The 24,808-nt window shown below is 58.9% G+C and carries 26 protein-coding genes and 1 tRNA gene; 8 read left to right on the top strand and 19 right to left on the bottom strand.

Features of this window, described 5'->3' with window-relative positions:
* Nucleotides 1–58 precede the first annotated feature (58 nt).
* The 8 genes from IB234_RS05905 to IB234_RS05870 form a co-directional block, all read right to left on the bottom strand.
* Nucleotides 59–3,241, bottom strand: coding sequence for a type I restriction endonuclease subunit R (locus IB234_RS05905; protein ID WP_192315290.1), 3,183 nt, complete (start codon nt 3,239–3,241; stop codon nt 59–61).
* Nucleotides 3,242–3,470: 229 nt separating this feature from the next.
* Nucleotides 3,471–5,153, bottom strand: coding sequence for an RNA-binding domain-containing protein (locus tag IB234_RS05900; protein WP_318651978.1), 1,683 nt, complete (start codon nt 5,151–5,153; stop codon nt 3,471–3,473).
* On the bottom strand, nt 5,146–6,090 hold the full coding sequence (locus tag IB234_RS05895) for a GIY-YIG nuclease family protein (RefSeq protein ID WP_192315288.1): 945 nt from the start codon (nt 6,088–6,090) through the stop codon (nt 5,146–5,148). Before IB234_RS05895 ends, IB234_RS05900 begins: the two co-directional genes overlap by 8 nt.
* The gene (locus tag IB234_RS05890; RefSeq protein WP_192315285.1) at nt 6,087–7,430 is read right to left on the bottom strand and encodes a restriction endonuclease subunit S; all 1,344 of its coding nucleotides are present in this window, start codon (nt 7,428–7,430) and stop codon (nt 6,087–6,089) included. The genes IB234_RS05895 and IB234_RS05890 overlap by 4 nt, the downstream gene beginning before the upstream one ends.
* Nucleotides 7,427–9,346 (bottom strand): type I restriction-modification system subunit M, encoded by a 1,920-nt coding sequence (locus IB234_RS05885; RefSeq protein ID WP_192315283.1) that lies wholly within the window; start codon nt 9,344–9,346, stop codon nt 7,427–7,429. The genes IB234_RS05890 and IB234_RS05885 overlap by 4 nt, the downstream gene beginning before the upstream one ends.
* A 200-nt stretch (nt 9,347–9,546) precedes the next feature.
* Nucleotides 9,547–10,677 carry a hypothetical protein gene (locus IB234_RS05880; RefSeq protein WP_192315281.1) on the bottom strand — a complete coding sequence of 377 codons (1,131 nt, stop codon included), beginning with the start codon at nt 10,675–10,677 and terminating at the stop codon, nt 9,547–9,549.
* A gap of 43 nt (nt 10,678–10,720) precedes the next feature.
* Nucleotides 10,721–11,089 carry a hypothetical protein gene (locus IB234_RS05875; protein WP_192315279.1) on the bottom strand — a complete coding sequence of 123 codons (369 nt, stop codon included), beginning with the start codon at nt 11,087–11,089 and terminating at the stop codon, nt 10,721–10,723.
* A gap of 25 nt (nt 11,090–11,114) precedes the next feature.
* Nucleotides 11,115–11,330, bottom strand: a complete 216-nt coding sequence (locus IB234_RS05870) for a hypothetical protein (protein WP_192315277.1) — start codon at nt 11,328–11,330, stop codon at nt 11,115–11,117.
* Nucleotides 11,331–11,571: 241 nt separating this feature from the next.
* Here IB234_RS05870 and IB234_RS05865 point away from each other — a divergent pair, with 241 nt between their 5' ends.
* A complete protein-coding gene (locus IB234_RS05865; protein WP_192315275.1) occupies nt 11,572–11,790 on the top strand; it encodes a hypothetical protein in 219 nt (72 codons plus the stop codon).
* A gap of 228 nt (nt 11,791–12,018) precedes the next feature.
* Here the strand turns inward: IB234_RS05865 and IB234_RS05860 are convergent, their stop codons facing one another.
* The 7 genes from IB234_RS05860 to IB234_RS05830 form a co-directional block, all read right to left on the bottom strand.
* On the bottom strand, nt 12,019–12,624 hold the full coding sequence (locus IB234_RS05860; protein WP_225580257.1) for a hypothetical protein: 606 nt from the start codon (nt 12,622–12,624) through the stop codon (nt 12,019–12,021).
* Between the two features lie 311 nt (nt 12,625–12,935).
* Complete coding sequence (locus tag IB234_RS05855; protein WP_192315274.1) at nt 12,936–13,151, bottom strand: helix-turn-helix transcriptional regulator; 216 nt, start codon at nt 13,149–13,151, stop codon at nt 12,936–12,938.
* 92 nt (nt 13,152–13,243) lie between these two features.
* Nucleotides 13,244–13,993 carry a hypothetical protein gene (locus tag IB234_RS05850; RefSeq protein WP_225580255.1) on the bottom strand — a complete coding sequence of 250 codons (750 nt, stop codon included), beginning with the start codon at nt 13,991–13,993 and terminating at the stop codon, nt 13,244–13,246.
* Nucleotides 13,986–15,161 (bottom strand): tyrosine-type recombinase/integrase, encoded by a 1,176-nt coding sequence (locus IB234_RS05845; protein ID WP_192315272.1) that lies wholly within the window; start codon nt 15,159–15,161, stop codon nt 13,986–13,988. Before IB234_RS05845 ends, IB234_RS05850 begins: the two co-directional genes overlap by 8 nt.
* A gap of 166 nt (nt 15,162–15,327) precedes the next feature.
* Nucleotides 15,328–15,403, bottom strand: a tRNA-Thr gene (locus IB234_RS05840).
* Between the two features lie 74 nt (nt 15,404–15,477).
* On the bottom strand, nt 15,478–16,242 hold the full coding sequence (gene tfpZ, locus IB234_RS05835) for a TfpX/TfpZ family type IV pilin accessory protein (RefSeq protein ID WP_225580253.1): 765 nt from the start codon (nt 16,240–16,242) through the stop codon (nt 15,478–15,480).
* Between the two features lie 53 nt (nt 16,243–16,295).
* A complete protein-coding gene (locus tag IB234_RS05830; protein WP_192315270.1) occupies nt 16,296–16,865 on the bottom strand; it encodes a pilin in 570 nt (189 codons plus the stop codon).
* Between the two features lie 241 nt (nt 16,866–17,106).
* Between IB234_RS05830 and pilB the strand changes: the two genes are divergently transcribed.
* The 5 genes from pilB to yacG are packed head-to-tail and all read left to right on the top strand — an operon-like array spanning nt 17,107 to nt 21,705.
* Entirely contained in the window at nt 17,107–18,807 is a 1,701-nt protein-coding gene (gene pilB / locus IB234_RS05825; protein WP_192315268.1) for a type IV-A pilus assembly ATPase PilB, read from the top strand.
* Between the two features lie 6 nt (nt 18,808–18,813).
* A complete protein-coding gene (locus tag IB234_RS05820) occupies nt 18,814–20,031 on the top strand; it encodes a type II secretion system F family protein (protein ID WP_192315267.1) in 1,218 nt (405 codons plus the stop codon).
* Between the two features lie 2 nt (nt 20,032–20,033).
* Nucleotides 20,034–20,906, top strand: coding sequence for a prepilin peptidase (locus IB234_RS05815; RefSeq protein WP_192315265.1), 873 nt, complete (start codon nt 20,034–20,036; stop codon nt 20,904–20,906).
* Nucleotides 20,903–21,514, top strand: coding sequence for a dephospho-CoA kinase (coaE, locus tag IB234_RS05810; protein WP_192315262.1), 612 nt, complete (start codon nt 20,903–20,905; stop codon nt 21,512–21,514). Before IB234_RS05815 ends, coaE begins: the two co-directional genes overlap by 4 nt.
* Complete coding sequence (yacG, locus tag IB234_RS05805; RefSeq protein WP_192315260.1) at nt 21,511–21,705, top strand: DNA gyrase inhibitor YacG; 195 nt, start codon at nt 21,511–21,513, stop codon at nt 21,703–21,705. Before coaE ends, yacG begins: the two co-directional genes overlap by 4 nt.
* 10 nt (nt 21,706–21,715) lie before the next feature.
* Here the strand turns inward: yacG and IB234_RS05800 are convergent, their stop codons facing one another.
* The 4 genes from IB234_RS05800 to IB234_RS05785 form a co-directional block, all read right to left on the bottom strand.
* Nucleotides 21,716–21,931: a hypothetical protein gene (locus IB234_RS05800; RefSeq protein WP_192315258.1), complete on the bottom strand. Its 216-nt coding sequence runs from the start codon at nt 21,929–21,931 to the stop codon at nt 21,716–21,718.
* Between the two features lie 89 nt (nt 21,932–22,020).
* The gene (locus tag IB234_RS05795) at nt 22,021–22,716 is read right to left on the bottom strand and encodes an energy-coupling factor ABC transporter permease (RefSeq protein WP_192315256.1); all 696 of its coding nucleotides are present in this window, start codon (nt 22,714–22,716) and stop codon (nt 22,021–22,023) included.
* Nucleotides 22,713–23,189, bottom strand: coding sequence for an FAD/FMN-containing dehydrogenase (locus tag IB234_RS05790; protein ID WP_192315247.1), 477 nt, complete (start codon nt 23,187–23,189; stop codon nt 22,713–22,715). Before IB234_RS05790 ends, IB234_RS05795 begins: the two co-directional genes overlap by 4 nt.
* Before the next feature lie 2 nt (nt 23,190–23,191).
* Nucleotides 23,192–23,611, bottom strand: coding sequence for a GNAT family N-acetyltransferase (locus tag IB234_RS05785; RefSeq protein WP_192315245.1), 420 nt, complete (start codon nt 23,609–23,611; stop codon nt 23,192–23,194).
* 71 nt (nt 23,612–23,682) lie between these two features.
* On the opposite strand from IB234_RS05785, the gene IB234_RS05780 reads away from it, so the two are divergent.
* Together IB234_RS05780 and IB234_RS05775 are read left to right on the top strand one after the other, a co-directional pair.
* Nucleotides 23,683–24,309 carry a DUF1780 domain-containing protein gene (locus IB234_RS05780; RefSeq protein WP_192315243.1) on the top strand — a complete coding sequence of 209 codons (627 nt, stop codon included), beginning with the start codon at nt 23,683–23,685 and terminating at the stop codon, nt 24,307–24,309.
* Nucleotides 24,306–24,788 carry an MOSC domain-containing protein gene (locus tag IB234_RS05775; RefSeq protein ID WP_192315241.1) on the top strand — a complete coding sequence of 161 codons (483 nt, stop codon included), beginning with the start codon at nt 24,306–24,308 and terminating at the stop codon, nt 24,786–24,788. Before IB234_RS05780 ends, IB234_RS05775 begins: the two co-directional genes overlap by 4 nt.
* Nucleotides 24,789–24,808 lie beyond the last annotated feature (20 nt).

Genomic DNA, 24,808 nt, shown 5'->3' with positions numbered 1-24,808 from the left:
GAGCTGATCTCTAAGAACGAAGAGCCATCCTTCCCTAGCAGAGCGAGTGCGTACGCAATCAATCTCGCGCAGCACCCAGCAAATCCGTTCCCGCATCCTTCTTCAGCAACTCGTAGACAACCGTCAAGAACACATCCCGCGTCGACTCGTCGCTGAGCAGCTTGGTCGCCATGCTGGTGTGGCTGTTCATGGCGGCGGCGATGGCGGAGATGGCTTTCGTGGGCAGGTCGGCCTTCATGGCCTGCTCCATGGTGTTGTTCTGCACCTGGGCCATCACCATGCTGTCGGCGCGTAGCTTCTCGGAAACGTGCACGGCAAACGCCACCTGGTCGGTGTCGGTGATGTCCTTGCCGAAGGCGTTGTTGAGCTTCTCGATCAACTCGGTGAGGTACTTCTTCTCGCGGTCACGGGCATCGCGCAGGCCGTTGTCGGTCATGCCGTAGAGTCCAGGCGTTTCCGCCTGCACACCAACGCCACTGAGGTTGCCGCCCTTCTTGATCTTGTAGTGGCTGAGCTTGAGGTCGCCGAGATCCACCTGCTCCGCCGTAATGCCCTTGAGCCGCTTACGCAGCAGGCGGGCATAGCTGGCGAAGGCCTCCAGGCTCGGGTCGCCTAAATCGATGAGCTGGGCGATGTACTCGTAGCTGCGCACGAACTTGGTCAGGCTCTCGCTGAAGATCATCAGCTCGTCGCGGGCCTTGCAGTACTCCGAGCACTGGACGTCGGCGTACTCCATGTCCTTGTCGTTGCCCTCGTCGTGGGCCTTCTCCCAGGCCTTTTCCCACTGGTCGATGGCGTCGTTGAGCGTCTTCAGCTTTCCGTTGAAGCGGTCGGTGGGTGCCTGGGTCAGCGAGAACAGCTTCTGGTGCGTCACCTTCGGATCGACGATGGCATCGCCGAAGGCCTCCACTTCGGCCTGCTCGTAGATGAACATGCCATCCAGACGCTGCTTGATGTCGTAGACGATGTTCGGATCCTGGATGTCCGCCACCTGGGCATCGCGGTAAAAGGTCTTGAACGACGCGAGAATCTCTTCGGCTTTGTTGGCGAAGTCGATGACGAAGGTCTTGTCCTTGCCGGGGAAGGTGCGGTTCAGGCGCGACAGCGTCTGCACCGCCTCCACGCCGGATATCTTCTTATCCAGGTACATGGCCACCAGCTTGGGCTGGTCGAAGCCAGTCTGGTACTTGTTGGCAACGATCATCACCCGGTAATCCGGGGTGTCGAACACCTTGCGCATATCGCGGCCATGCAGGCCGGGGTTCAGGTTGGTTTCACTGAACTGGTGATCCGCCGGCAGACTAGGTGCTTGCACATCCGTGTTGCGCACCTCACCGGAGAAGGCCACCATCGCCTGCACGTTGTCGTAGCCCTTGCGCTTGCAGTAATCCTCCAGCGCCAGGTGGTACTTCACAGCCGCCGCACGCGAGCTGGTCACCACCATGGCCTTGGCCTGGCCACCGAGCAGGTGCGCCACGTTCTTGCGGAAATGCTCGACGACCAGCTCGACCTTCTGCCCCACATTCACCGGGTTGAGCGAGAGCCACTTGGCCAGCTTGCGCCCGGCGCTCTTCTCATCCACGCGCTTGTCATCAACCATCTCGCTGCCGATTTTGAACGCCACCTCGTAGCTGGTGTAGTTCTTCAGCACATCGAGGATGAAGCCTTCATCGATGGCCTGCTGCATGGTGTAGAGGTGAAACGGTGCCGGCGGGTTGTCTGTGCTGACGGGCTGCGCCGGATTGCGCGGGCGGCCGAACAGGCTCAGCGTCGAATGCTTGGGCGTGGCGGTGAAGGCGAAATAGCTGGCATTTCCGGGACGCGAACGCGAGCTCTGCCATACGGACAGTCGCTCCTCCTTGGAAAGCTTCTCCCACTCCGCCTCGCTCTGCCCGGTTAGCACATAGCGCAGATCGTCCGCTGTGCTGCCCCCGGTAGAGCTGTGCGCCTCGTCGATGATGATGGCGAAGCGGCGGTTACGCAGGCTCTGTTCGCCAAGGATGGCCTTCTGCGCATAAGGGAAGGTCTGCAGGGTACAGACGATGATCGGCACGCCATCCAGCATGGCCTTGGCGAGTTGCTGGCTCTTGGGCAGGCTCGATTGCTGGCGGTCGATGGCGCAGACCACGCCGGCCTGGTGCTCGATCTGCTGGATGGCGTCCTGCAGCTGCTGGTCCAGCACCTGCCGATCGGTCACCACAATCACGCTGTGGAAATACGGCTCGCCATCCGGGCGGCGCACGCGAATCAGCGAATGCGCGGTCCAGGCGATGGTATTGGTCTTACCCGAGCCGGCACTGTGCTGGATCAGGTACGGTTGCCCGGCCCCCTCAACCCGCACCGCGTCGATCATCTTGGTCACGCCTTCCCACTGATGGAAGCGCGGAAAGATCAGGCCTTCCTTGAAATAGGTCTTGCCGTTGACGTCCTGGGCTTCCTTGCGCTCCTGCAGCACGAAGCGGTGGAAGATGTGCAGCCAGTTGTCCTTTTGCAGCACCCGCTCCCAGAAATAGCTCACCGGGTAGTGGCCGTTCTCGCCCGGCGGGTTGCCAGCAGCGCCATCGTTACCCCGGTTGAACGGCAGGAAGAAGGTCGAATCCCCGGCCAGCTTGGTGGTCATGCGGATGTCGCTGTCGCTCATGGCGAAGTGCACCACCGCGCCTCGCTTGAAAGTCAGCAGCGGCTCCAGGCCGCCACTCTTGCGCTCAGGTCGGCGATCCATGCGGTACTGCTGCATAGCAGCCTGCACCGACTGGGTGAAATCGGTCTTCAGCTCCACCGTAGCCACCGGGATGCCGTTGATAAAAAAGGCCAGGTCGATCTCGTCAGCCTTATCCAGCGAGTAGCGCAGCTGCGGCACCACACGCAGGCGGTTGGCCGCATAGCGGGCAATGACAGTGTCGTTGCGCTCGTCCTCAGGCAGTGCTTGGCTCATAGCCAGAGTGCCGCCACCCGCCACGGCAAAGCCATAACGCAGCACATTCACCGTGCCGCCATCGACCTTGTTCTCCAGCTGCTTGGCCAGGCGATCCAGCACCACATCACGAGTTCCGACGCCATTCATGGCAAGGATCTTGGCCATAGCCTGCGGCTGGCTGTCTTCCAGCCAACCCAGCACATCCTCGGGAAATAGCGCCCTTCCCTGGTCATAGTCGGCAGACTTACCCACCCGCCAGCCGGCAGCCTCAAGCTGCTCGACGATATGGCGTTCCAGTTCGCATTCGTGGTGGATGTGGCTCATGGTCATTCCTTTGGACTGCGGGGTATTACCGACCTGGCAAAGCAGCGTAATCGAAGCTGCCGGGCGGCCAGTCAAATACCCATCAAATAAAAAACAGCTCCTGCCAAGACCGCAAACCCGCGAGACAGAAGGCTTACGCTGGAGCAATGCACCTTGCGGCAGGCCTCCGATCAAATACCCGTCAAATAAATCATGAGGCCCAATAGTGCGGAGCTTGTCTAAACCTTGTCTAAACCTTGTCTTGATCGGAGCCGGACAGCACCCATCGCCCCGTTTGCCGACTGCCTTGTTTTTCAATGGTTTGATCACGCTGCGACATGGCATTCAGCAGGTTACGGAACTTGTTCTGCTTCTGCTTCTCGTCTAAGGCATCCGAAAGCTTGTCTAAAACAAGTACTTTCAAGTCATCCGGGCTGGCAGAGCCAAACTTGCGCAGGTAGTCGAGGATCAGATCCTTGTAGTAAGCGTTATCAAAGGCTCTATTGCGGATGTATTCGCCCTTGTTTCCGGTGGCCTGAGCCACTTGCGCAGCCGGGTAGTAGTTGGGCTTGCGCCCCTCGATCAGCCCCTGCTTGCGCAACAGCGCCGCGGCGTCGTCGGTGATCGGCAGCTTCTTCTGCACCCGGTCCAGCAGCATTACCGTGTTCAACGGCAGATCCTGTCGTTCCAGCAGCAGGCGGGTGTAGTTCTCGTCGATCACATGCCCGTAGATCTCCAGCACCACCTTGTCTGGCCCCGACTTGCTGTAGTCGGGCAGCGGGAAATAGCGCTTGCGCTGGGACTGGGTCATGGTGCTGATACCAAAGCCCATGGTATCGATCATGCTCAGGCTGACCATGGCCTGTGCCAACCAGGGGTTACGGTAGCGACTCGGTGTGACCTCACCACTGAAGTAGTCCTCAGGCTTACCCTCGAAAAAGCCACCGGCATTCTCGAACACCAGCCGGTCCACCCGCTCGGTCACCAGGATGCGCGAGCGCAACTGGTAGTCCTGGTGCGCGATGCAGTTATGCAGAGCCTCCAGAATCACCCGAGTGTCGTACTTGCTGACCTCAGTGGCCAGTAGCTGATTCTGCGGGAAGAGCTTGTAGCCGATATTGCGGATGCGGTGCAGCACCTGAGTGGTGCTCAGCAGAAACGGCGGCCCAAAGTGTTCGTAAGCCTGCTCCTCACCCATCAGTTTCCAGGTGATTTGCGCCAGTGCCGGCAGGAAATGGCTGGCCTCTGGCTTGCCCAGCAGCAACAGAGCCGTACGGGTTACACCGCCCTGTATGGTGAGTTTGGCTTTGTCGAGAAAGGTGGCCACATCCCAGCCGGCTATATCCTGGGCGAAAGCCGTATTACGGTGTTTCTCGGCGAATTTCTCGCAGGCAAGAGCAAGCGCGGCAGGGTCCAGATCGTTCAGCGTTGCCCCTTCTACAATCTGCGCAGACCAGTCGCTGGTATCCAGCGGCTCGTGCAGAATGGCCTCCAGGCGTTCCTGGCGCATTTCCACCAAGGAGTCATCCAGGCGCTGCCAGGCTTTGTCATGGGCATACACCGGCATACGCGGCCGGTGCTTGGGGATATGGAACACCCACACCGTCTTGCCGGTGTCGTCCGTGGTAAAGGGCTCGACGCGGAAGGCTTCCGAGTCGAGTGCGCGGCAGCGCTCCAGCAGCCGCTGGCGAACATTATCGACCGTCTGGTTGTTGAAGTCTTGAATGCCCACGATGCGCAGCGTGGCGTCCTCCACACCGATCACCAGATGCCCGCCCTCCATATTGGCGATAGCCGACAGGTAGCTGATTACATCCTTACCTTCGGCGCCCGTAAGGGCATGGCGCAGGTTCTTGAACTCCTTCCACTCGCAGGCGGCATTTTCCTTGGGGAAATGCTCAAGCAGGTACTGTTGCAGTCTGGCTTCATTCACAGGCTTCAGCCCCCGCCGGCAGCTCTGAGATATTCAACTGCTGCTCTTGCCAGGCAGCATAAGTCTGCCCGGTTTCCTCAACCACCCAGGAAGTACGCCCGTTCGCGGCGCGACCACAGACCACGGCCGCTGCCGCGCTGGGACTACTAAAGGCATAGTCGTCGCTGAAAGTCAGGTGCTCACCGCCATCGGCGACCAGAACACCCTCGTCGACCAGTTGTTTGAACAAGCCCTGGTAGCCGCGCTCGGTGCCCACCCACTCGGCGCGAGCCTTGGAGCCTTTGAGTACGAAGAATTCACCGTCGATTTCCTGGCCCTGGGCGCTCAAGCGGTAGCGTGGAACCTCCAGACTGAAGCGCGGGGAGCGGCTGACCGGTGCCGCCGTGCTGGCAGCAGCGGGCGCGGAAGGTTTGGTCAGCTCACGCAGGAAGTCGAAGCCCAGCACCGGCAGCACGGTGCGGATCTGCTCCAGAAAAAAGGCCATATCGGCGCGATCGGATTCGGGCAGGCTGACGTATTCATGCGCGGTACCGTTGACCAGCTCGCAGCGGCCGAGGTTGCCGGCGATGCCGATCAGCAGGCTTTCCAAGTACTTCACATGGGCCTTGGTCAGGTTCTGGTCCTTGCTGGTGACTAGGCAGACGCGCTCCCAGAAGTCCTTGCCGCCAGCCTCTTCAGGGCGGTTATGGGTTTTCAGACGCTTGGCTACGTCGTCCGACTCGCCGATATACACCCTGGAGCGCAGGCTGTTGTCCGGGTCGGGGCCGACCAGAAAGTACACGCCGGTACGCGCGCATTCGGGGCGCTGCACCAGTTCGGCCAACTTGGAGCGCGGGCCGGTCAGCACATGGCCGGTCCAGTTCATGATCTCGGCGGTCAGCAGGCCATTGGGCGTGCCGTCCACCAGAAACAGACGCAGACTGCGACCCTGGCTCATACCGCCTCCCGCAGATCGATCTGGCCGGTGACGGCGGCGGTGATAAGGGCGGAGCGGCGTTCTTTCAGGAGAGCGATGCTGCATTCAGTCTTATCAATCAAATCGTCCAGACGAACGCACTGGGCATGAACCGAAAGAGCGATACGTTTCTGCTCGTCAAGAGGAGGCACTGTTACGGCCAAGTTTCCAATGACCCCCATACCGATGTTCTGCTGTGTTCCGTAGCTCCAGCTCAAGGCAACAGCCTCCTGGAAGCTTCGGGAACGCATGAAATTCAGCACAAAGTAAGGATCAGCGCTTTCTCCGCAGCGAATGACGGCAAGGGGCGACCAGATGTTGAATTCATCGTCAGTCTCCACAATCGCAGTGACACCAGTAGTCGCACCAGACTTGATCATGAAGATATCGCCACGCTTAGGGCAGTATTTCTGCGAATAGCGTTCATGATCATTTTGGGAGATGAAGCCTCGGATCTTCGCGAAATCGACCCTGCCAGAGGAGACAGCCTCGGCCGAAACGAATGGCACCCCCTCATCGAGAAACTCGGGTGTTTCATGAGGCCCGTCTGTAATGGGCGTCGCGACAATATGCTTGATAGCCATTACCCGCCAATGCTCCGGCACCTCCCCCAACCACTCCACGCCGGAGTCTTTCATCTTCACGTTAGGATCGAGCCCCTTGGTGACGGCATGGGTGATCAGCGCCTGGCGCTTTTCACGCAGCAGTTCGATAAAGCGGGTTTTCTTTTCGATCAGCGCATCGATGCGGACGGTTTCGCGGTCGAGGTGGGCAAGCAGCAGATCAACTTCATTTGCAGGCGGTATTGCCACCGGCAGCTCCATGATATTGCTGGAGGAAATGGAGGCCAGATTGGTGCTCTGCTTGGCGCGTCCCATGAAGTAGAACTGAGCAGCTAGTGATCCGGTGAAGGCGTTCAACCAGGCCGATGACACAGCAGTAGGTCTTACAGCAAAAACATGGTTCTGGTGGATGCAGGGCTCGATCTCTCCCTGCCAGACGCTGCCACGCCCCAGCTTGTCGAAGTCGCCTCCCTCGTTCATCAGCACATCGCCGGGCTGCAGGCTGTAGCGCGTCAGGTCTTCCCGAGGAATCTCGATGGTGGCCACGTCATCCAGCGACAAATATCCATCCTGCACGTTGGCGACGCGCAGATAGGGAACCTCGATGGTGTCTTTGCCTTCGTTATCTTTGCCCTTGGCTACGCCAGTTTGCACATTGGCAATGTGCTTGAGGCGCTTGATCTGCCAATGCTCCGGAACCCGCCCCAACCACTCCACTCCGGAGTCCTTGTAGGCCGGATAGGGCTTGTAATGACTCATGCCGTGACCTCGCCCAGCAGTGCGGCGATCTCGGCTTCCACGGCTTTGAGGTCGGCATCGATCTCGACCAGCGGGCGCGGCGGCTGGTAGACGTAGAAGTAGCGGTTGAAGTTGATCTCGTAGCCGACGATGCCGACCAGACCGTCCTTCTCGTCCGTCTTGCCGGTGTCGATCCAGGCATCCGGCACATGGGGCAGCACTTCGCGGGCGAAGTAGTCTTCGATGTTCTGGCTGAGCGGCACATTCTCGAACTCGCGCAGGTCGGAGTCGGCCTGCAGATTACCCTTGTCGTCCAGCACCGACTGGGCGTTGGCGTCGCGCTCGCCAAAGCAGGCCAGCGCGGCTTTCAGTGCGCCCTTGCCGAGCTTTTTGATACCGGCGGCCTTGAGGAAGGCCGGCAGGTTGTCGAACTCGCCCTGCACGGCGGCAAAGGCTTCGACTTGATCGGCGCCCTTGGTGTCCCGGTAAACGGCAAGCTTGTCCGGCGTCACCGAAAAACGCAGGCGTAGCGGACGCTCGACGGTGATGCGGCGGTAGCCGAAGTCGGTGGTGGCGAAGATCTTCGAGTTCGGGCCTTCCTCGAAGGCCTCGTGCAGCTTGGCGATATCGGCAATCTGCTCGTCCGACAGGTACTTGCGCTTGCTACCGAGGCTCTTGCGCATAGGGGCATGCATGCTGGATGCGTCGATCAGCTGCACCTTGCCCTTGCGCAGCGCGTCCTTGTGGTTGGACAGCACCCAGATATAGGTGCCGATGCCGGTGTTGTAGAACAGGTCGGTGGGCAGGGCGATGATCGCTTCCAGCCAGTCGTTCTCCAGAATCCAGCGACGGATCTCCGACTCGCCGGAGCCTGCGCCACCATTGAACAGCGGCGAGCCGGACAGCACGATGCCGATGCGGCTGCCGCCCAGCTCGATGGGTTTGCGCTTGGACAGCAGGTGCATGAGGAATAGCAGCGAACCATCGCCCACGCGCGGCAGGCCGGGGCCGAAGCGGCCGGCGTAGCCTTGCTGGCTGTGCTCGCCCTGCACCTGCTTCTGCACCTTCTCCCACTTCACGCCGAACGGCGGGTTGGCCAGGCAGTAGTCGAACTGCTCATGGGGCAGCTGGTCGTTGGACAGGGTGTTGCCGAGCGTGATGTTGCGGGTCTCGAAGCCCTGGATCAGCTTGTCCGCCACCGAGATGGCGTAGGTCTCGGGGTTCAGTTCCTGGGCGTAAGGCACCAGGCGGGCATTGGGGTTCCACTCGGCCACCTGCTCGATGGCCGATGACAGGAAGCCGCCGGTGCCGGCGGCGCAGTCGTACACGGTGCGCACCACGCCTTCGCCATTGAGCGCCTGATGATCCGGGGCGAACACCAGGGTGGTGGCCAGGCGTACCACGTCACGCGGGGTGAAGAACTCCCCGGCGGTATCGTTGGCGGATTCGGCGAACTTGCGGATCAGGTGCTCGAACACCAGGCCCATCTCGTGGTTGCTGATGGTTTCCGGGTGCAGGTCGATGCTGGCGAACTTCTGCGTCACCAAGTACAGCAGGTTGGCCTTGTCGAGCTGAACCAGCCAATCGGAGAAGGCGAAGTGCTCGAACACCTGGCGGGCGTTGGCGGAGAACTTGGCGATGTAGTCCTCCAGGTTGGCGCGGGTACTGGTGGAGCCCACGCTCGCCAACGAGAACTGCGAGACATTGTAGAAGGTGGCACCTGCGGTGGTTGGCAGGATCAGGTCCATGTCCACGCCACTGGCCTTCATGCTCTCGTACTGGCTGCGCACCTTGTCGCGGGTCGGCTCCAGCACGCACTCCAGTCGGCGCAGCAAGGTGAAGGGCAGAATGATGCGGCCGTAGATGGACTGTTTGAAGTCGCCGCGCAGCACGTCGGCCACGTTCCAGATGAAGTCGGCGAGGTTTTGCTGGTTCACGCTGTATTCCTTCCACTGTGCGGGGAAGGCGGCGCCGCGACACTTCCCTGCGAGCTATGTGTGATCGATGCCGCACCTTAACCGGTTGGATAGCTTCGGGCCAGTAGCCGGGACCGGCTAAGGTGCTGATTTTCCGAGCCAGTGAGCCCGGGAAGAGCCCCACTGTGTGGGGCTTTCATCGCATAGCGCGTCTGGAGAGATCAGAAAAGCGAGCGCACCCAAGTCTGGATGGGGTAGAGGATGATGCCGACCATCAGGCCTATGTACATCAGGTAGCCGAGGGTTACCTGCGGAGCACGCAGCTCGGCGAGCTTCTCGAAGTCGCTGCCCAGGTACATGGCAGCCTGGGTAGAGTTGAACGGCAGAGCCTCAAGCTGTGCCTTGGCGTTGCGTGCAGCAATAAAGCGCAGGGAGACGTACCAGAAAGCTGCTGCCGGGATCACCGTCCAGGCCATGCCAAACAGGATTCCCACCGCAATCACGACAGGGATCATCAACAGAACCTGCGGTCCCGGATTGACCATGCTCGCCATGAACTCGCTCACGAAGGCCGAGAAGCCACTGGTGATGAAGCTCACCACCGCCCCCACATCCCACTCGGCGCCCATCGCCAGCCACAGGTAGGAAAGACCCGCCATTGCCGCCGCCCAGTTGATGACCTGGGCACAGCCATAACCACCAAAGGCACCGCCATTGATCGGCGCTATCGCCGCGAAGTGAGTGCCACGCCCCAGGAGGGCCCGAGGCAGGAAGCAGATCACCAGCAGCAACCCGGCCATCAACAGCATCAGCCCCTCATATCCAGGCAGCGGCACCCACTCTCCGATGGAAAAGGAGTCCTGCTTGACGAAGGTGCGCCCCCGCATCACGTCCCGCGCCATGTCCACGAACGGAATGGCCAGCGCGGCAGCAATGAAGCCGGACTTCGGCACCGACCAGATTTCGGCAAACCAGTTACCGGTCAGGCTGCGGCGGTAGTAGTAGCGATAGGTACGCTTGGGCTGGTACTGGGTACCGGAATTCTTCACTGCCACCCCAAACCAGCCGCGGGCGATAGCCACATAGGAGAGCAGGCGCCCCGTGTTGTTCATCACCACCGAGTGGGTTGCCGAGCTATCCACCCAAGGCAAACGGACGGACTGCCCGGCAGGGCGATTGGCGCATTCCTCGACGAACGCATCCGCCAGCTCATTGCAAGGCCTGTAGCCACGCGGGTAGAAGAAATCGAAGGCTGCTCTCACGGAACTGACGATGAGGCTCCACATCACGTACAGCGGCAGTGAAACGCCATACGACCAAACCGCCCCAAGGAAAGACCTGACTGCCGACATAGCCGCAACTCCTTTGCCATCAATGGATTTGAACGATCGATTCCTACATATCGGCTGTGCTGCCGCTCAGGCTCTTGGCGAGCTCATCGATCAGCATTTCCCGCACAGCCAGCTTGCAGTGTCGCTGCCAATTGGCGCGAGCCAGGTAGCCGGCATCAGCACTCAGCGGGTGCAGCCGCCGCCACTGCCGTTCAAGCCGAGCAGCCTCAATCTGGAGATAGCCCTGCTTCCGCTCGATATACGTCCGCAGCCTCTGGCCTTCTGCCAGTTGACCCATGAGGCGCGGATTAACCTCTTGAAGAATCTCGTGGACTGTCCGCCCCCAGTACGAAAGGCCTTGGAGCTCGGGCAGCAGGGTGGCGTCCATCGGCATGGACAGGTAGATGTCGTGAAACTGCGAATTCAGGGCCACCGTCCGCTCCACTTAGCCAACGCGCCTACAACGGAGACAGCTCTATCGGAAACGGGCCGGCGACCAGTCCCGGAAAGACAATTGAGTCTGCTACGCGCCCATCGCTCAGTACCTCGATGAGCATTGAGGTCCGACCCTTGTAGCTGCACCTACGGAACATGATCGACTCACCTTCATCCAGGATCGGCAACTCGTTAGACACGACGAGCCCTGCATCAAGCGTGAACTCAGCAACAACCATGATGCGCCTCCTGGCTGGCAGATTCCGGCGAGCAGACATGGGGCGACCTGCTGTAGAGGAATCATAGGTGATCCGCTTAACTTAAGCAACTTACGTAAGCGTGTTGTTTTCAACATGCTACCCGCTTGGCCTGAAGCCTGTCTGTCGCGGTGCGATCAACCGAGCTAAGGCCTTCACAGGTTGAAAAGCGCACCTCACTTACGTAAGTTGCTGCTCTTAAATAACAATCAGGGGCAACACGATGGTCAAACCGAATACCCCAACACAGAGCGCAGCAGTCTTTAAGCGCGTCACCTTCTCGCTGACAGACCAAATCAGTGAGGAAATTGATCGCCTCAGTCTGATTCCGCGTGGATTCCGGGCCTCTCGTTCGGACGTTGTCCGTGCCGGTGTAGCTGCCCTGGCAGACATGACGGAAGAGCAGGTCGTGGCTTTGCTGGACAAGGTTCGACGCGAATAAACGCGTGCTTCGAGGCCTTTCATTGCGTCTTGGGCAAGTGAGCCGAAGGAGGAGGATATTATCCACAGGCTCTGTGCGTAGAAGTAAGGTAGATAAAAGGTAGTAGCCAGTTTTTCTCTTTTTTTATTAATAAAATCAAATTGTTATAAGCGCTCTCTGCGATGCTATGCCACTGCTGCGCGACGCTATGCCACCCTGGAGCGACGCTATGCCATCAGAAGCGCGGCGCTATGCCGCTGCGTCAAAACGCTCGGGAGGCAGCCATAGAACCAACTGTGGCTTGCCCCGGCTGCTGTCCTGAATGCAGCCCCTTACGATGATCTTCAGACGCTCCAGCTCGCATACAGCTCGACCAAGGCTGTCACGGAAGTCTCTTAGGCGCCCGCCATATGCCATTTGGGCCCTGAGTCCCTCAAGTGCGTAACGTTGCACTCGGTCAGAGGACGTGGCGATCAGTCGCTGCAGCGTTTTGGCCATGTCCAGCCCGCGGCGGATCTGTAAACGCTTTCCCCAGTCAATCAGGCTGTACTCCCGATTTCCGAACATCAGAATCCAATGCGGGTCGAGCGTGTAGCAGTAGGTCTCGTTGTCATAGCTGAGGCTCTTAAGAATGTTGAATGACTCCATCATCCCAACCGTGTATCGGGTAGACCCATCTGGTTTGAGCGCCTCGAGGAACAACGTGGCCTGGCGTAAACGCTTCATGCTTCGATAAAGCCACTCGTATTGCGAGCTGCCGATGACTCCACGTTTGATCTTCCTGAGCAGTTGTTTGCGATTCAGCAGAACGGGGTCGCCAAGCGGGAACGGCTGGGCGAACGCGATCAACGCCATGATTAAGTCTCCATCCGCCTCATCCAGCTGCTCTCCCCTGTACTCCAGGACGCAATCTCGGCGTGTCACCATCCTGGTCTTCGAGTGTTCTTTCCGCTTATTGCGAGCGATCGGGGCAATCAGGCTCGACCGATTGAGGTGGTTTGGAAAGGCCCCGATGGCAAAACCGGGCAAGAACATGTGGCGGGAAGCAGCTTCTCCTTTCCCGTCATGAGAGCTCTCTTGGCGTGAGCGGGGCGCTACCTGCGCGGATTTGGCAGCGTTCCCAGGCCCGCGACGAATCTTTGCAATGCGCTCCTCATGACGACTCATCAAGGCCTTTGTCCAGCTGACGCAAGAACCTTGTCTGCGATCCAAGCATGGACATGCTCAGCAGGCCAGGCGACCGAATTCGGGCCAAGCCGTACCGGGGGCGGGAACTCGCCACTACGGATGAGTCGGTAGATCTGTGACTTGCTCAAACCAACCTGTGTGCAAACACCGGGGAGGCGTATCAGTGCGGGAGTTAAGGGGGATGCCAGTGCCATTCGAGGTCTCCATGAGTCCTGTTGAGATGGCTCTGGATTGAATGGCACGCGCCGGCAGAAAAAACCGAATTCGGGAAAACAGATGCGATGCTCTATGTCTCACCCTGTTTCGTCGGAAGGTACTTCGCCACCGTATCGGTGTCGGGGAAGTCGCTGATACCCAGTCGATCGGCAATGTATGTAAGGCCTTGAGCGGCTGAGAAAGGCCCCTGGTTCTGGACTCCTTTTGAGCAAAGTGTCGAGTTCAAGATCGTGCGCCGCGCACTCTCTTGGTTGGCGCTCGCAGTAAGCATCGCCATGAGAGCCCCAGTGAGTCGCTGCACAGTGAGTAGCTCTCGTGTGTTCAGGTGCGCTCTTGCTACTGGCTGGGCGTTTTCACCTTGCTTGCTGCCTGATACATCCGAGTGAATGAAGCGAGGTATCTGATCCCAGCCCCAATATTCCTCGATTAGCCTGGTCAACACCGATGGTGAAAAGTAGACAGCTGCATCAGAGGCACGGCACTCCTCGTCCAGATCGTCTTCGATCAAGATAAACGGCTCGCGTTTGCTCTTACTAAGAGCCTGAAGCTCAAAGTACCTGACGATCCGGGCGGTCTGAAATCCCCGGGAGCTGCGTCGAGCGGTTGGGTCGAGCACCTCTGCAGCCCAGCATGTGTTAGCGCTCAGTTGCGGATATTTGGTCTCAAGCCTCCGAAAGATATCTGCTGTCGCAAAGGCTGCCTCCTCATGGCTGCAGCCCAACTCCTGCCTGTAGTAGCCAATGAAATCGCACAGCCGAAGCGGATCACAACGCGTGACAAGTGGCCGGCGCTTAATGGGGGCGGCTTGAGGGCTAGTCATGCAGCTCATCCAGATGGTTGGCATACCATTGCAGCATCTCTCGTCGCCCCTCCAGATATTGAGCATGGTTGTAGGTGCCGCGAATACTGTTCTTGTCCACATGCGCTAACTGGGTTTCGACCCACTCGCTGGGGTACCCCTGTTCGTGCAGGGTGGTTGACATCGTATGGCGAAATCCATGACCAGTAGCGCGCCCGTCGTAGCCGGAACGCTTCAACAGTTGGTTGATGGCAGCCTCGCTCATAGGTTTTGCTGGGTCGTTACGGCCCGGGAATGCCAGCGTGTAGCCGCCAGTGATGCCTTGCAGTTCACGCAACGCGGCGACCGCCTGCCTGGAGAGCGGGACAAGGTGAGCACGGCGCATCTTCATACGCGCAGCGGGGATCAGCCAGAGTTCCCTATCGAGGTCAAACTCAGCCCATGGTGCCCCTCTCAGCTCGGCCGTTCGTACCCCTGTCAGAATTAGCAGACGGGTAGCGATCTTTACGACGTCATGCCCCGGACACGCCTGAATGCTGCGTATCAACTCCGGAACTTCAGCAATGGGCAAGAAGGGGTAGTGTCGGGACGTAGGGGTCTGCAGCGCCCCTCCCACGTCCGCGATTGGGTTGTACTCAGCGCGTCCCGTGGCAATCGCGAAACGGTAAACCTCTTGGCAACGTTGCCGAACCTTGCGCAGCTTCTCCAGGGCTCCGCGCGCCTCGATGCGACGGAAAACCTGTAGCCAGTGCATAGGCTTGATTTCGGTTAGCGGCAAGTTCCCCACCTGGGGAAATATGTCCAGCTCGAAAGCCTCCATAACGTCACCGGCATAACCTGCCGACCAGCGCGACGACTTATGCTGATGCCACTCCAATGCAAGGCTCTTGAATGTATTGGCGCGAGATATTGCCGCCTGGGCGCGCGCAACCTTCCGCTCAAGCCCAGGATGCCGCCCCTGCGCCACTAGCTGGCGAGCGTCAAAAGCAAGCTGCCTTGCCTGTGCGAGCGTCACCTTGTCGAGAGTGCCAAGGGAAATGTGCGACTGCTTGCCATCCAGGCGGAATCGGAAGCGCCAGGATTTGCCACCTGCCGCACGAATCCAGAGGAACAGACCGCCGCCATCTGCAAGGCCATAGTCCTTCTCGCGTGGTGCAGCATTCTTCACCTGCAGAGCCGTCAATGGCATGCTGAGTACCCATAGATTATTGAACAATCCAAAGGTACTCGCGGAGGTACTCAGAAGACAAGTGCTTGGATGAGACCGAATGGCACCGCATGAAACAAAAAGCCCGCACTAGGCGGGCTTCCTGAGAGATTCATGACACTGCTTGGCACTGCATGAATCTGTTTAATGGTGCCGGAGACAGGAGTCGAACCTGCGACCTTCGCATTACGAATGCGCTGCTCTACCAACTGAGCTACACCGGCAATAACCATCAAACTGCAGAAAAGAGAAACCTAAAGCAGGAAGCCTGATTAGCCTTACCCGGATTTCCCATCCGCTAATTCCATGGACGCAAATCCACAACAGAAACCACTTCTGCCCGATCGCTACGCATAAGAACAACCATGGATTGGACACTGGCCTTCAATGGCAACCAAGTATCCGCGTCTGGCCACTCCCGTTTAACCTTCTCAACAGCATCAGAGGAGTTGAAGCTTTCCAGCTCCTTCAGCGACCTCAATCGGGCCTGCACCTTCTCCCGCAGATCCGGCAGGGGCTGATAGTAGTTCGGGCGATGAGGCAGATCGCTTCCACCTCGAGTGGACTCGAGTACCAGCGCATTACGCTCATCGATATCCACAGGGGAAACGGCTGCGACCCACTGAGGCCCAAGCCAAGAGGGACTTCGATAGCGCTCCTCAGCCTGCTGCAACTTGCGGTCATCTATGTCGGGGACGCGTACAAGGTCGAAGCGATCGACATTGAACACCAACCAGGCCGGGCGCCCATCTGCCACGCTCCATAGACCATAGCTCAGTGCAGCAAGCTGCAGGCAGGCGATAACCAGCATGTCGAAGAACAGACTCTTTTTGCCCACCTTATAAACGATAAGGGTAAGCACCGGCCCAAGCGTCACGTCAACCGCCAGCAACAGCATGAAGATACCGGTAACGCCGGTCGCAACCTGCAGAGGAGCGGGATACCACAGACCGAAGACCAGCAACAGAACCAGGCCTGCGACGGCCGCAGACAGGGAGAGATGAATTAGAAAGGCTTTAAATCGAGCAGGCATCGAAACCACCAGAAAAGACAACGCCCGCATGACGCGGGCGTTGTTTCACAATGAGAGCATTGTGTTGAAGCAGTGCTACAGAATCAACCGCGGCACTCGGCCGGTGCCAGGTTGAGCGGCAGAGTAGCGGTAAAGACAGTCGGAGCAACACCACCGACACGACCAGCAGCGTGGCAAGTCCAGATGACCGGACCAGTCGGGCGAGTACCAGCAGCCAGAGCAGCGTTGTTGGCGGTAGGCTTGAGAACAACGACGTTGTTAGGGGCAACTGAAACACGAGGGGAGTATCGAATTTCAATTTCACCCACTACCGAGTCGATAGACAACTGCAGCACGTTGACAGAACCCTGAGTAGCATTACCTACGACCTGAACACATACTCCAGGCGCGTTGCACGGTGTAGCAGCGCCACCAACAGTGGCAATCGCCGGGTAACCGGTGGCCAAGCCACCAGCAATAGCTGGCATCACGTTAGCAGCGTTGTCCGCAACCAGCGATTTGGCCTCACTGGCCAGCAGCAAGCCTTCAGAGACACGGGAGCGAGCGGTGTAATCCTGATATGCCGGCAGAGCAACGGCGGCCAGGATACCGATGATCGCAACCACGATCATCAATTCAATCAGGGTGAAACCCTTTTGCAGTTGAGCTTTCATTCTTTTCTCCTAGAGAGCTATTGGCAGGCCTCAAGACCTGAAATTTAGAAAGCAGAACTCATGCCAACTACTAAAACGCTTACTCTCTTGCCCGACACGACGCCCTTCTGCACTGAGCGACGGCATAACAGGTCCGCAAGTGACAAAAAATGACACGCGACGACGCGCCATTTGGCAGCCACCCCCAAACACGCTATATAAGCCCGCTTATAAGCGGACACCATAGCGAGCTGCCAACTCCATGAACGACATCGTCAACCTGACCGGCCTGGCAAAGCAGCTGGTGCTTGCCGAGCTGCTGGACACTAAGACGGCCCAGCAAGCCAGCCTCCAGGCTCAGCGTAACCAGTTGCCCCTGGTGACATACCTGGTCCAGAACAAACTGGTGAAAAGCAAGGCGCTTGTCGAGCTGGCGTCGGATCAGTTCGGAATCGCTTACATGGACCTCTCCGCACTGGATCTGGAAAACCAGCCCAAAGATCTGATCAGTGAGAAACTGGCCCGCCAACACAGGGTGCTTCCCCTGTGGCGGCGCAATAACAAACTGTTCATCGCCTGCTCTGACCCGACCAACCACCAGGCCGTAACCGATGTTCAGTTCAGTACCGGCCTGAACACCGAGATGATTCTGGTCGAGGACGACAGGCTCGGCGACGCAATCGACAAGTTGTTTGACGACCCCACCGGAGGGCTGGAGGGGATTGATGACTCGGACCTCGATAACACCAGTATCGAAGCAGTTACCGATAATAAAAAAACTGAAGAAACCGGCGATGCAGACGATGCCCCGGTCGTCCGCTTCGTCAACAAGATGCTTCTGGATGCCATCAGAGGAGGCTCCTCGGACCTTCACTTCGAACCTTATGAGCGCGCCTACCGGGTTCGATTCAGGACGGATGGCATCCTGCATGAGGTAGCCAAGCCACCGATTCAGCTTGCACCTCGGATTGCAGCCCGCCTCAAGGTCATGGCTAGCCTGGACATATCGGAGCGACGCAAGCCTCAGGACGGCCGCATCAAGATGCAAATATCGAAGTCCAAAGCCATCGACTTCCGCGTCAACACCCTGCCCACCCTCTGGGGCGAGAAGATCGTGATGCGGATTCTCGACCCCACCAGCGCACAGATGGGCATCGATGCACTGGGCTACGAAGAGGATCAGAAAGAGCTGTACCTGAACGCACTCAGGCAGCCTCAGGGCATGATTCTGGTAACCGGCCCCACCGGATCCGGCAAAACGGTGTCACTCTATACCGGCCTGAATATCCTCAATACCGCGGACGTGAATATCTCGACAGCCGAAGACCCGGTCGAGATAAACCTGGAAGGCATCAACCAGGTCAACGTCAACCCGCGGCAGGGGATGGACTTCTCCCAGGCCCTTCGCGCGTTCCTGCGCCAGGATCCTGACATCATCATGGTGGGAGAGATTCGCGACCTTGAAACTGCAGAGATCGCCATCAAGGCTGCGCAGACCGGCCACATGGTGATGTCTACCCTACACACCAACAGCGCGGCGGAAACACTGACCCGCTTACGCAACATGGGTGTGCCCGCGTTCAATATCGCGACCTCCGTGAACCTGATCATCGCCCAGCGACTAGCACGCAAACTCTGCAATAGCTGCAAGAAGGTGGTGGATGTTCCCAAAGATGTATTGATCCAAGAAGGATTCCCCGAGGATAAGATCGGCACCTTCAAGATTTATGGCCCCGTAGGCTGCGAGAACTGCAAAGGTGGCTACAAAGGCAGGGTCGGCATTTATGAAGTGGTTAAAAACACGCCTGCGCTACAACGCATTATCATGGAAGAAGGCAACTCCATTGAAATCGCCGAGCAGATGGTTCGGGATGGATTCAATGACCTGCGCACTTCCGGCCTGTCCAAGGCCATGCAAGGCGTCACCAGCCTTGAGGAAATCAACCGCGTGACCAAGGACTAATCCACCATGGCGGAAAAAGCTTTGAAGACCAGCCTGTTCAGCTGGGAAGGCACTGACAAGAAAGGCACCAAAGTAAAGGGTGAAATGGGCGGTCAAAGCCCTGCGCTGATCAAAGCTCAGTTGCGCAAGCAGGGCATCAACCCCACCAAGGTGCGTAAAAAATCTGCTTCGATCTTCGGTGCGGGCAAGAAGATCAAGCCCATGGATATAGCACTGTTCACACGACAAATGGCAACGATGATGAAGGCCGGGGTTCCACTACTGAGCTCTTTTGACATCATTGCGGAGGGATTCGACAACCCGAACATGCGCAAGCTGGTAGACGATATCAAGCAGGAAGTAGCGGCCGGCAACAGCTTCGCATCATCGCTACGGAAGAAGCCTCTCTTTTTCGACGATCTCTACTGCAACCTCGTTGACGCAGGCGAACAGGCTGGTGCTTTAGAGACACTCCTAGATCGAGTTGCCACATACAAGGAAAAGACCGAGGCCCTCAAGGCAAAGATCAAGAAAGCGATGACCTATCCTATAGCAGTGGTCTTGGTAGCAATCATAGTATCTGCCATTCTATTGATTAAAGTCGTCCCCCAATTTCAGGAAGTTTTTAGTAGTTTTGGCGCAGAGCTTCCTGCTTTCACCCAGATGGTGATCAATCTCTCCGAGATACTCCAAAGCTGGTGGTTTATCGTTCTTATTGGAATGTTCGCAGCCGCTTTTGCACTTAAAGAATCCTATAAAAGGTCCGAAAAGTTTAGAAACTGGACTGACCGCAGCACGCTCAAGCTTCCCATCGTTGGCGACATTGTTTACAAGTCATCCGTAGCTCGATATGCGCGCACACTATCCACTACATTTGCGGCGGGTGTTCCATTGGTCGAGGCGCTGGACTCGGTAGCAGGAGCGACTGGGAATGTGGTGTTCCGCAATGCCGTCAACAAGATAAAGCAAGACGTTTCAACCGGCATGCAACTGAACTTCTCGATGCGCACCACTGGTGCATTCCCGTCGATGGCTTTGCAGATGACAGCCATTGGCGAGGAGTCGGGGGCACTTGACGATATGCTGGAAAAGGTAGCCACGTTCTATGAGACCGAAGTAGACAATATGGTGGACAACCTGACTGCACTGATGGAGCCGATGATCATGGCGGTACTGGGAGTACTCGTTGGCGGCTTGATCATTGCGATGTACCTGCCAATCTTCCAGCTGGGCAACGTCGTCTAATCATGCAACTGATCAATACTCTGGCCGGCAATTTGCCGGCCTTTGTTTTGCTGGCCACCCTAATCGGCCTACTCATCGGCAGTTTCCTGAATGTGGTGATCTATCGCCTACCGGTCATGATGCAGCGTGATTGGCGTCAACAGGCACGGGAGATTCTCGAGTTGCCCGAAGAGCCCAAGCAGGGCACCTTCAATCTCATCCTGCCTCACTCGTGCTGCCCCAACTGCGGTCACCAGATTCGCCCCTGGGAGAACATCCCGGTAGTGAGCTACCTGTTTCTGCGAGGCAAGTGTTCTGGCTGCAAGTCACCGATCAGCGCACGCTACCCGCTGGTGGAACTGGCTTGCGGCCTGCTATCCGGCTACGTGGCTTATCACTTCGGATTTGGCTGGCAAGCCGCCGGAATATTGGTACTGACCTGGGGCTTGCTGGCGATGAGCATGATCGATTGCGATCATCAGTTGCTGCCAGATTCTCTGGTGCTGCCATTGCTTTGGCTGGGCCTGATCGCCAACCACGACGGCCTGCTCACCAGCCTGGAGGATGCCCTGTGGGGCGCAGCTGCGGGCTACCTGAGCCTTTGGGCGGTGTACTGGGTATTCAAGTTGCTGACAGGAAAGGAAGGCATGGGCTATGGCGACTTCAAGCTGCTGGCCATGCTCGGCGCCTGGGGTGGCTGGCAGATCCTGCCACTGACCATCCTGCTGTCGTCACTGGTTGGCGCCGTACTGGGCGTGATCATGTTGCGCCTGCGCAACCAGGAAACCAGTACCCCTATCCCCTTTGGCCCCTACCTGGCCATTGCCGGCTGGATTGCATTGCTCTGGGGTGATCAAATAACCGGGACCTATCTACAGTTCGCCGGTTTTAAATGATCAAACCCTGGATTCTTGGCCTCACGGGCGGCATCGGTAGTGGCAAGAGCGCTGTCGCCCAGCACTTCATCGACCTCGGCATCCACTTGGTGGATGCCGACCATGCTGCCCGCTGGGTAGTCGAGCCAGGGCGCCCTGCCCTCGCGAAGATTGCCGAGCGCTTCGGCGAACACGTGCTGCAGGCCGATGGCAGCCTGGACCGAGCGACCCTTCGCCAACAAGTATTCCAGGACGAACAGCAGCGCCGCTGGCTGGAAAGCCTGCTGCACCCGCTGATATTCCAGGAGATCAACCAAGCACTGGCGCGAGCCGAGTCGCCCTACGCGGTTCTGGTGTCACCACTGCTGGTGGAGTCCGGCCAGCACAGCATGACCCAGCGAGTGTTGGTCGTAGATGCCCCCGAGCACTTGCAACTGCAACGCAGCATGGCCCGGGATAGCAGCACGGAAGAGCAAATCCGCGCCATCCTCAAGGCGCAGACCAGTCGCGAAGAGCGCCTGCGCCATGCCGATGACGTGTTGACCAACGACCGCGATCTGACTTGGCTGAAAAGCGAGGTCGAACGACTGCATAACTTCTACCTGACCCTGCGCGGAGGCCAACCATGAGCGCCACAGTGGAATGCCCGACCTGCGGAGCCCCGGTCGAATGGGGGCCACAGAGCCCCAACCGCCCCTTCTGCAGCGAGCGCTGCAAATTGATCGATCTAGGCGCGTGGGCGTCCGAGGCGCACGTCATTCCCGGCGACCCGCTGGAGGATTCGCCCTTCTCCGACGACCTGCCACCGCGCGAGCATTGAGCACGCGCCCTTAGGGGCGCATGAAGGCATAGTCGCGCTCTGGGTCCAGATTGTCAGCGAGAAACTCCAGTTCCTGCGCCAAGTCTGCCACCTCACGTTCCAGACGATTCAGCTCCACCGCCTCGCTAAGCAGCGCTCGCAGACTCATCAGCGGGTCGAAGCCCCTTGTCTGCGCCCGCTCCAGGCTGCTTTCGAGCTCTTGCCGCGCCCATAGATGCACACTCATATCCATGCCCTCCGTGTTTTCTCCAGCATGGAGTCTGTAGAGCATGGAGCCTTGACCCAGGTCAGTTGCGCCACCGAGATAAGTCGCGCTTATGGATGTCGATCCGTGTCACTGTCCTTCCAGGGCGCCGACAGGTAGCGCGTGCGATTGAAGGTTTCCAGCCAGTCCGGATAGAACACCACCAGGCCGGTAACCAGCATGCCGTTGATGAAAGCCTCGGGGAACATCACCAGCCACAGATAGCCGATGAAATCCTCCAGCCAGGGGGGCATGACATAGAGGCCATCGTGCCAGAGCAACGCCAGCCCCCCGAGCAGGCAGACCAGGGCGGTCAGCGCCGCAGGGAAGAAGCCGCAGCAGAAGATGTAAACAAACAGGTTGCGCGGCTGACGGCGCTCTACCTGCACTGCAAAGAATTCGGCAATCGCCACCGGAATGGCCACCAGCAACAGGCCATTGACGCCAAGCGCTGCCAGATCCAGACGACCGAACGCGAGCAGACCAAGCTGGGCAGCAAAACCACCGAGCAGCGCCAGTGGCCAGTCAAGCAACAGGGTCACCGCCGTCATGCCGATGAAATGGAAGGACAGGCCCGAGGCAAAATCGCGCCGCACCAACCACAGCAGGAACAACGCCAGCACCGTGCCGAACAGCAGGTGCTGGCGGCGCTGATCACTGAACAGCTCGACCCATGGCATACGCCACACTGCCCAGAGCAGGACGGAGGCATAAAGAATCCAGCCCAGCCAATGACTAAGAGGCTGCAGCAGATCAGCGGCGATCAACGTGCCAGCCCCTCCAATGCCAGGCGCAACTCATCTGCATTGGCAAAGCGGCGCTGCCCCTGCAACCGACCGGCATCCAGCTGCAACCAGAGCAACTGGGCCTTGGCGCCCGGATAACGTGATGCAACACGCCCCGTGCGATCGAGCATGACCCGATAGCCGTAGTCACGCATTGCAGGAATGGCGAACAAGCTGGCGATTGGCGCCGGCATGCCACTGATGTCAGCAAGGAAGACCACTCGGTGTGCCTCCAAGTAACCTGGCTCAAGCTCGCTCAGCGCCACCTGCAATAGATCGGCAGCCTCCATCCCGCGCGCCACCAGCAGGACCTGAAGATTGCCATCGAGGGTGTAGGCATTGTCGTGCTGGTCCAGCAGGGTCCAGGGTGCCAGATGCTCGCCGTTCTCGAGCGCCAGGGCCGTGCCCAGCCAACCGCACAACAAGGGCACCAGCCACCAGCGCCATTGCCTCATGTTCATTCGCTCCTCGTGGAAAACACTTCGATATCCTCGCGCTCGCTCCAGCCCGGACGATTGCGCCAGAAGGCAAGCGCCTCAGGCGCGGCACCGAGCACAAAGACATGGGATTTGCCCACACCAAGTGCTTGCAGGCGCTGCAACGCCTCATCCAGCAAAGCGCTGGCCAGGCCCCGGCCGCGCCAGGGCAAATCCACCGCCAGATGCTGCAAGTAACCGCGGCGCCCATCGTGACCAACCAGCAGGCTGGCGACAACGGCACCCTTGCTCTCGACCAACAGGCTCAATTCGGGGTTCCGCGCCAGATAGCGGCAGAACGGCTCGTACTCGTCATCGGTACGCAGCTGAATACCCGGTGTACGTCGCCACAGATCGAGCAGCGCCGCGTGATCGGCAGGAGTGATGGCACGTATCTGCATGGAGCCCTCATGTCTGACAGGCGCAGTCTACACCGGCCAGTCCGCGAGGGCTTTTACGCTATGCTGCGCCCATGGACGACTCCGACTATCTGCGCCTGCTCACTCGCCAGGCGGAACAGGCCAATGACTTCCTGTCCAATGCACGCAAGTGGGAACGCGAGCGCTGGGTCTGTCAGCGCTTGCTGACGGCGCTCAACCTGCGCCATCGCCTGGAAGAGTTCAGCACCGGCAACGAGCCGCCAGACGTTCTGTTTCACGATGCCAGCTTCGAGGTGTTCTTCGTCCTCGACAAGGGACGCCGCCTCAACGACGAGTGGAAAGAAGAACTGCAACGCAGGCGCAGCGCGCTCTCGCTCAGTCAACTGCTACGTCGCGAGCCTCGTCCCAGACGCATTCCAGCCTCGGAACTTCAGGCACGCCTAGGACCAACACTGCGCAAGAAGGCGCACAACTACCTCGAACGCGGCCTCGATCTGGGCGAACTGGACCTACTCGCCTACATCAGCCTCAAGCGTGAGATGCTAGACCTCAACAGCTCCTTTCCACCCCCGAGTGAATACCTGCGTCAGGGCTGGCGCTCGCTATCACTGGTTGGCCCCAACTACGCACGGGTGCTGTTCGCCCATCGCGACGCGCCGGAATTCCTGCGTCGCAACCTGGGTCGCACCGTGCTGTTCGACGTCGGTATCAGCCTGTGAGCCCCCTGCAGGAACTGCTCGCCAGTGTTCCGCAATGCGGCCAGGTTCGCTGGCTGGGGGTGCGCCCACAATCACGCGGCGCCATGCTGGAGCCGGAGGCCGTAGAAGCCAGGCGCGAGGCTGGCCTGACCGGCGATCACGCCCGCTCCGGCCCGCGCAACCTGCGCCAGGTCACGCTGATCCAATGGGAACACCTATCCGTGGTCAGCTCGCTGACCGGGCGCGACATCACGCCTGCGGACCTGCGCCGCAATATCGCCATCAGCGGCATCAATCTGTTCAGCCTCAAAGCTCGGCGTTTCCGCATTGGTCAGGCCATCCTGGAGACCACTGGATGGTGCCAGCCGTGTGCCCGCCTGGAGGAACGCCTCGGCCCTGGCATATTCCAGGCCATACGCGGCCACGGTGGTATCACTGCCCGAGTAATCGAAGGAGGCATCATCCGCCTGGGCGATGACGTTCGCGTTGAGCCCTTATGATCCACACGTCTAGAATGCAG

It is taken from the genome of Pseudomonas sp. PDM16, assembly GCF_014851865.1.
Lineage (GTDB): Bacteria > Pseudomonadota > Gammaproteobacteria > Pseudomonadales > Pseudomonadaceae > Aquipseudomonas.
Note: the sequence above shows the minus strand (reverse complement) of the source record. Positions and strands in the feature narration are given on the sequence as shown.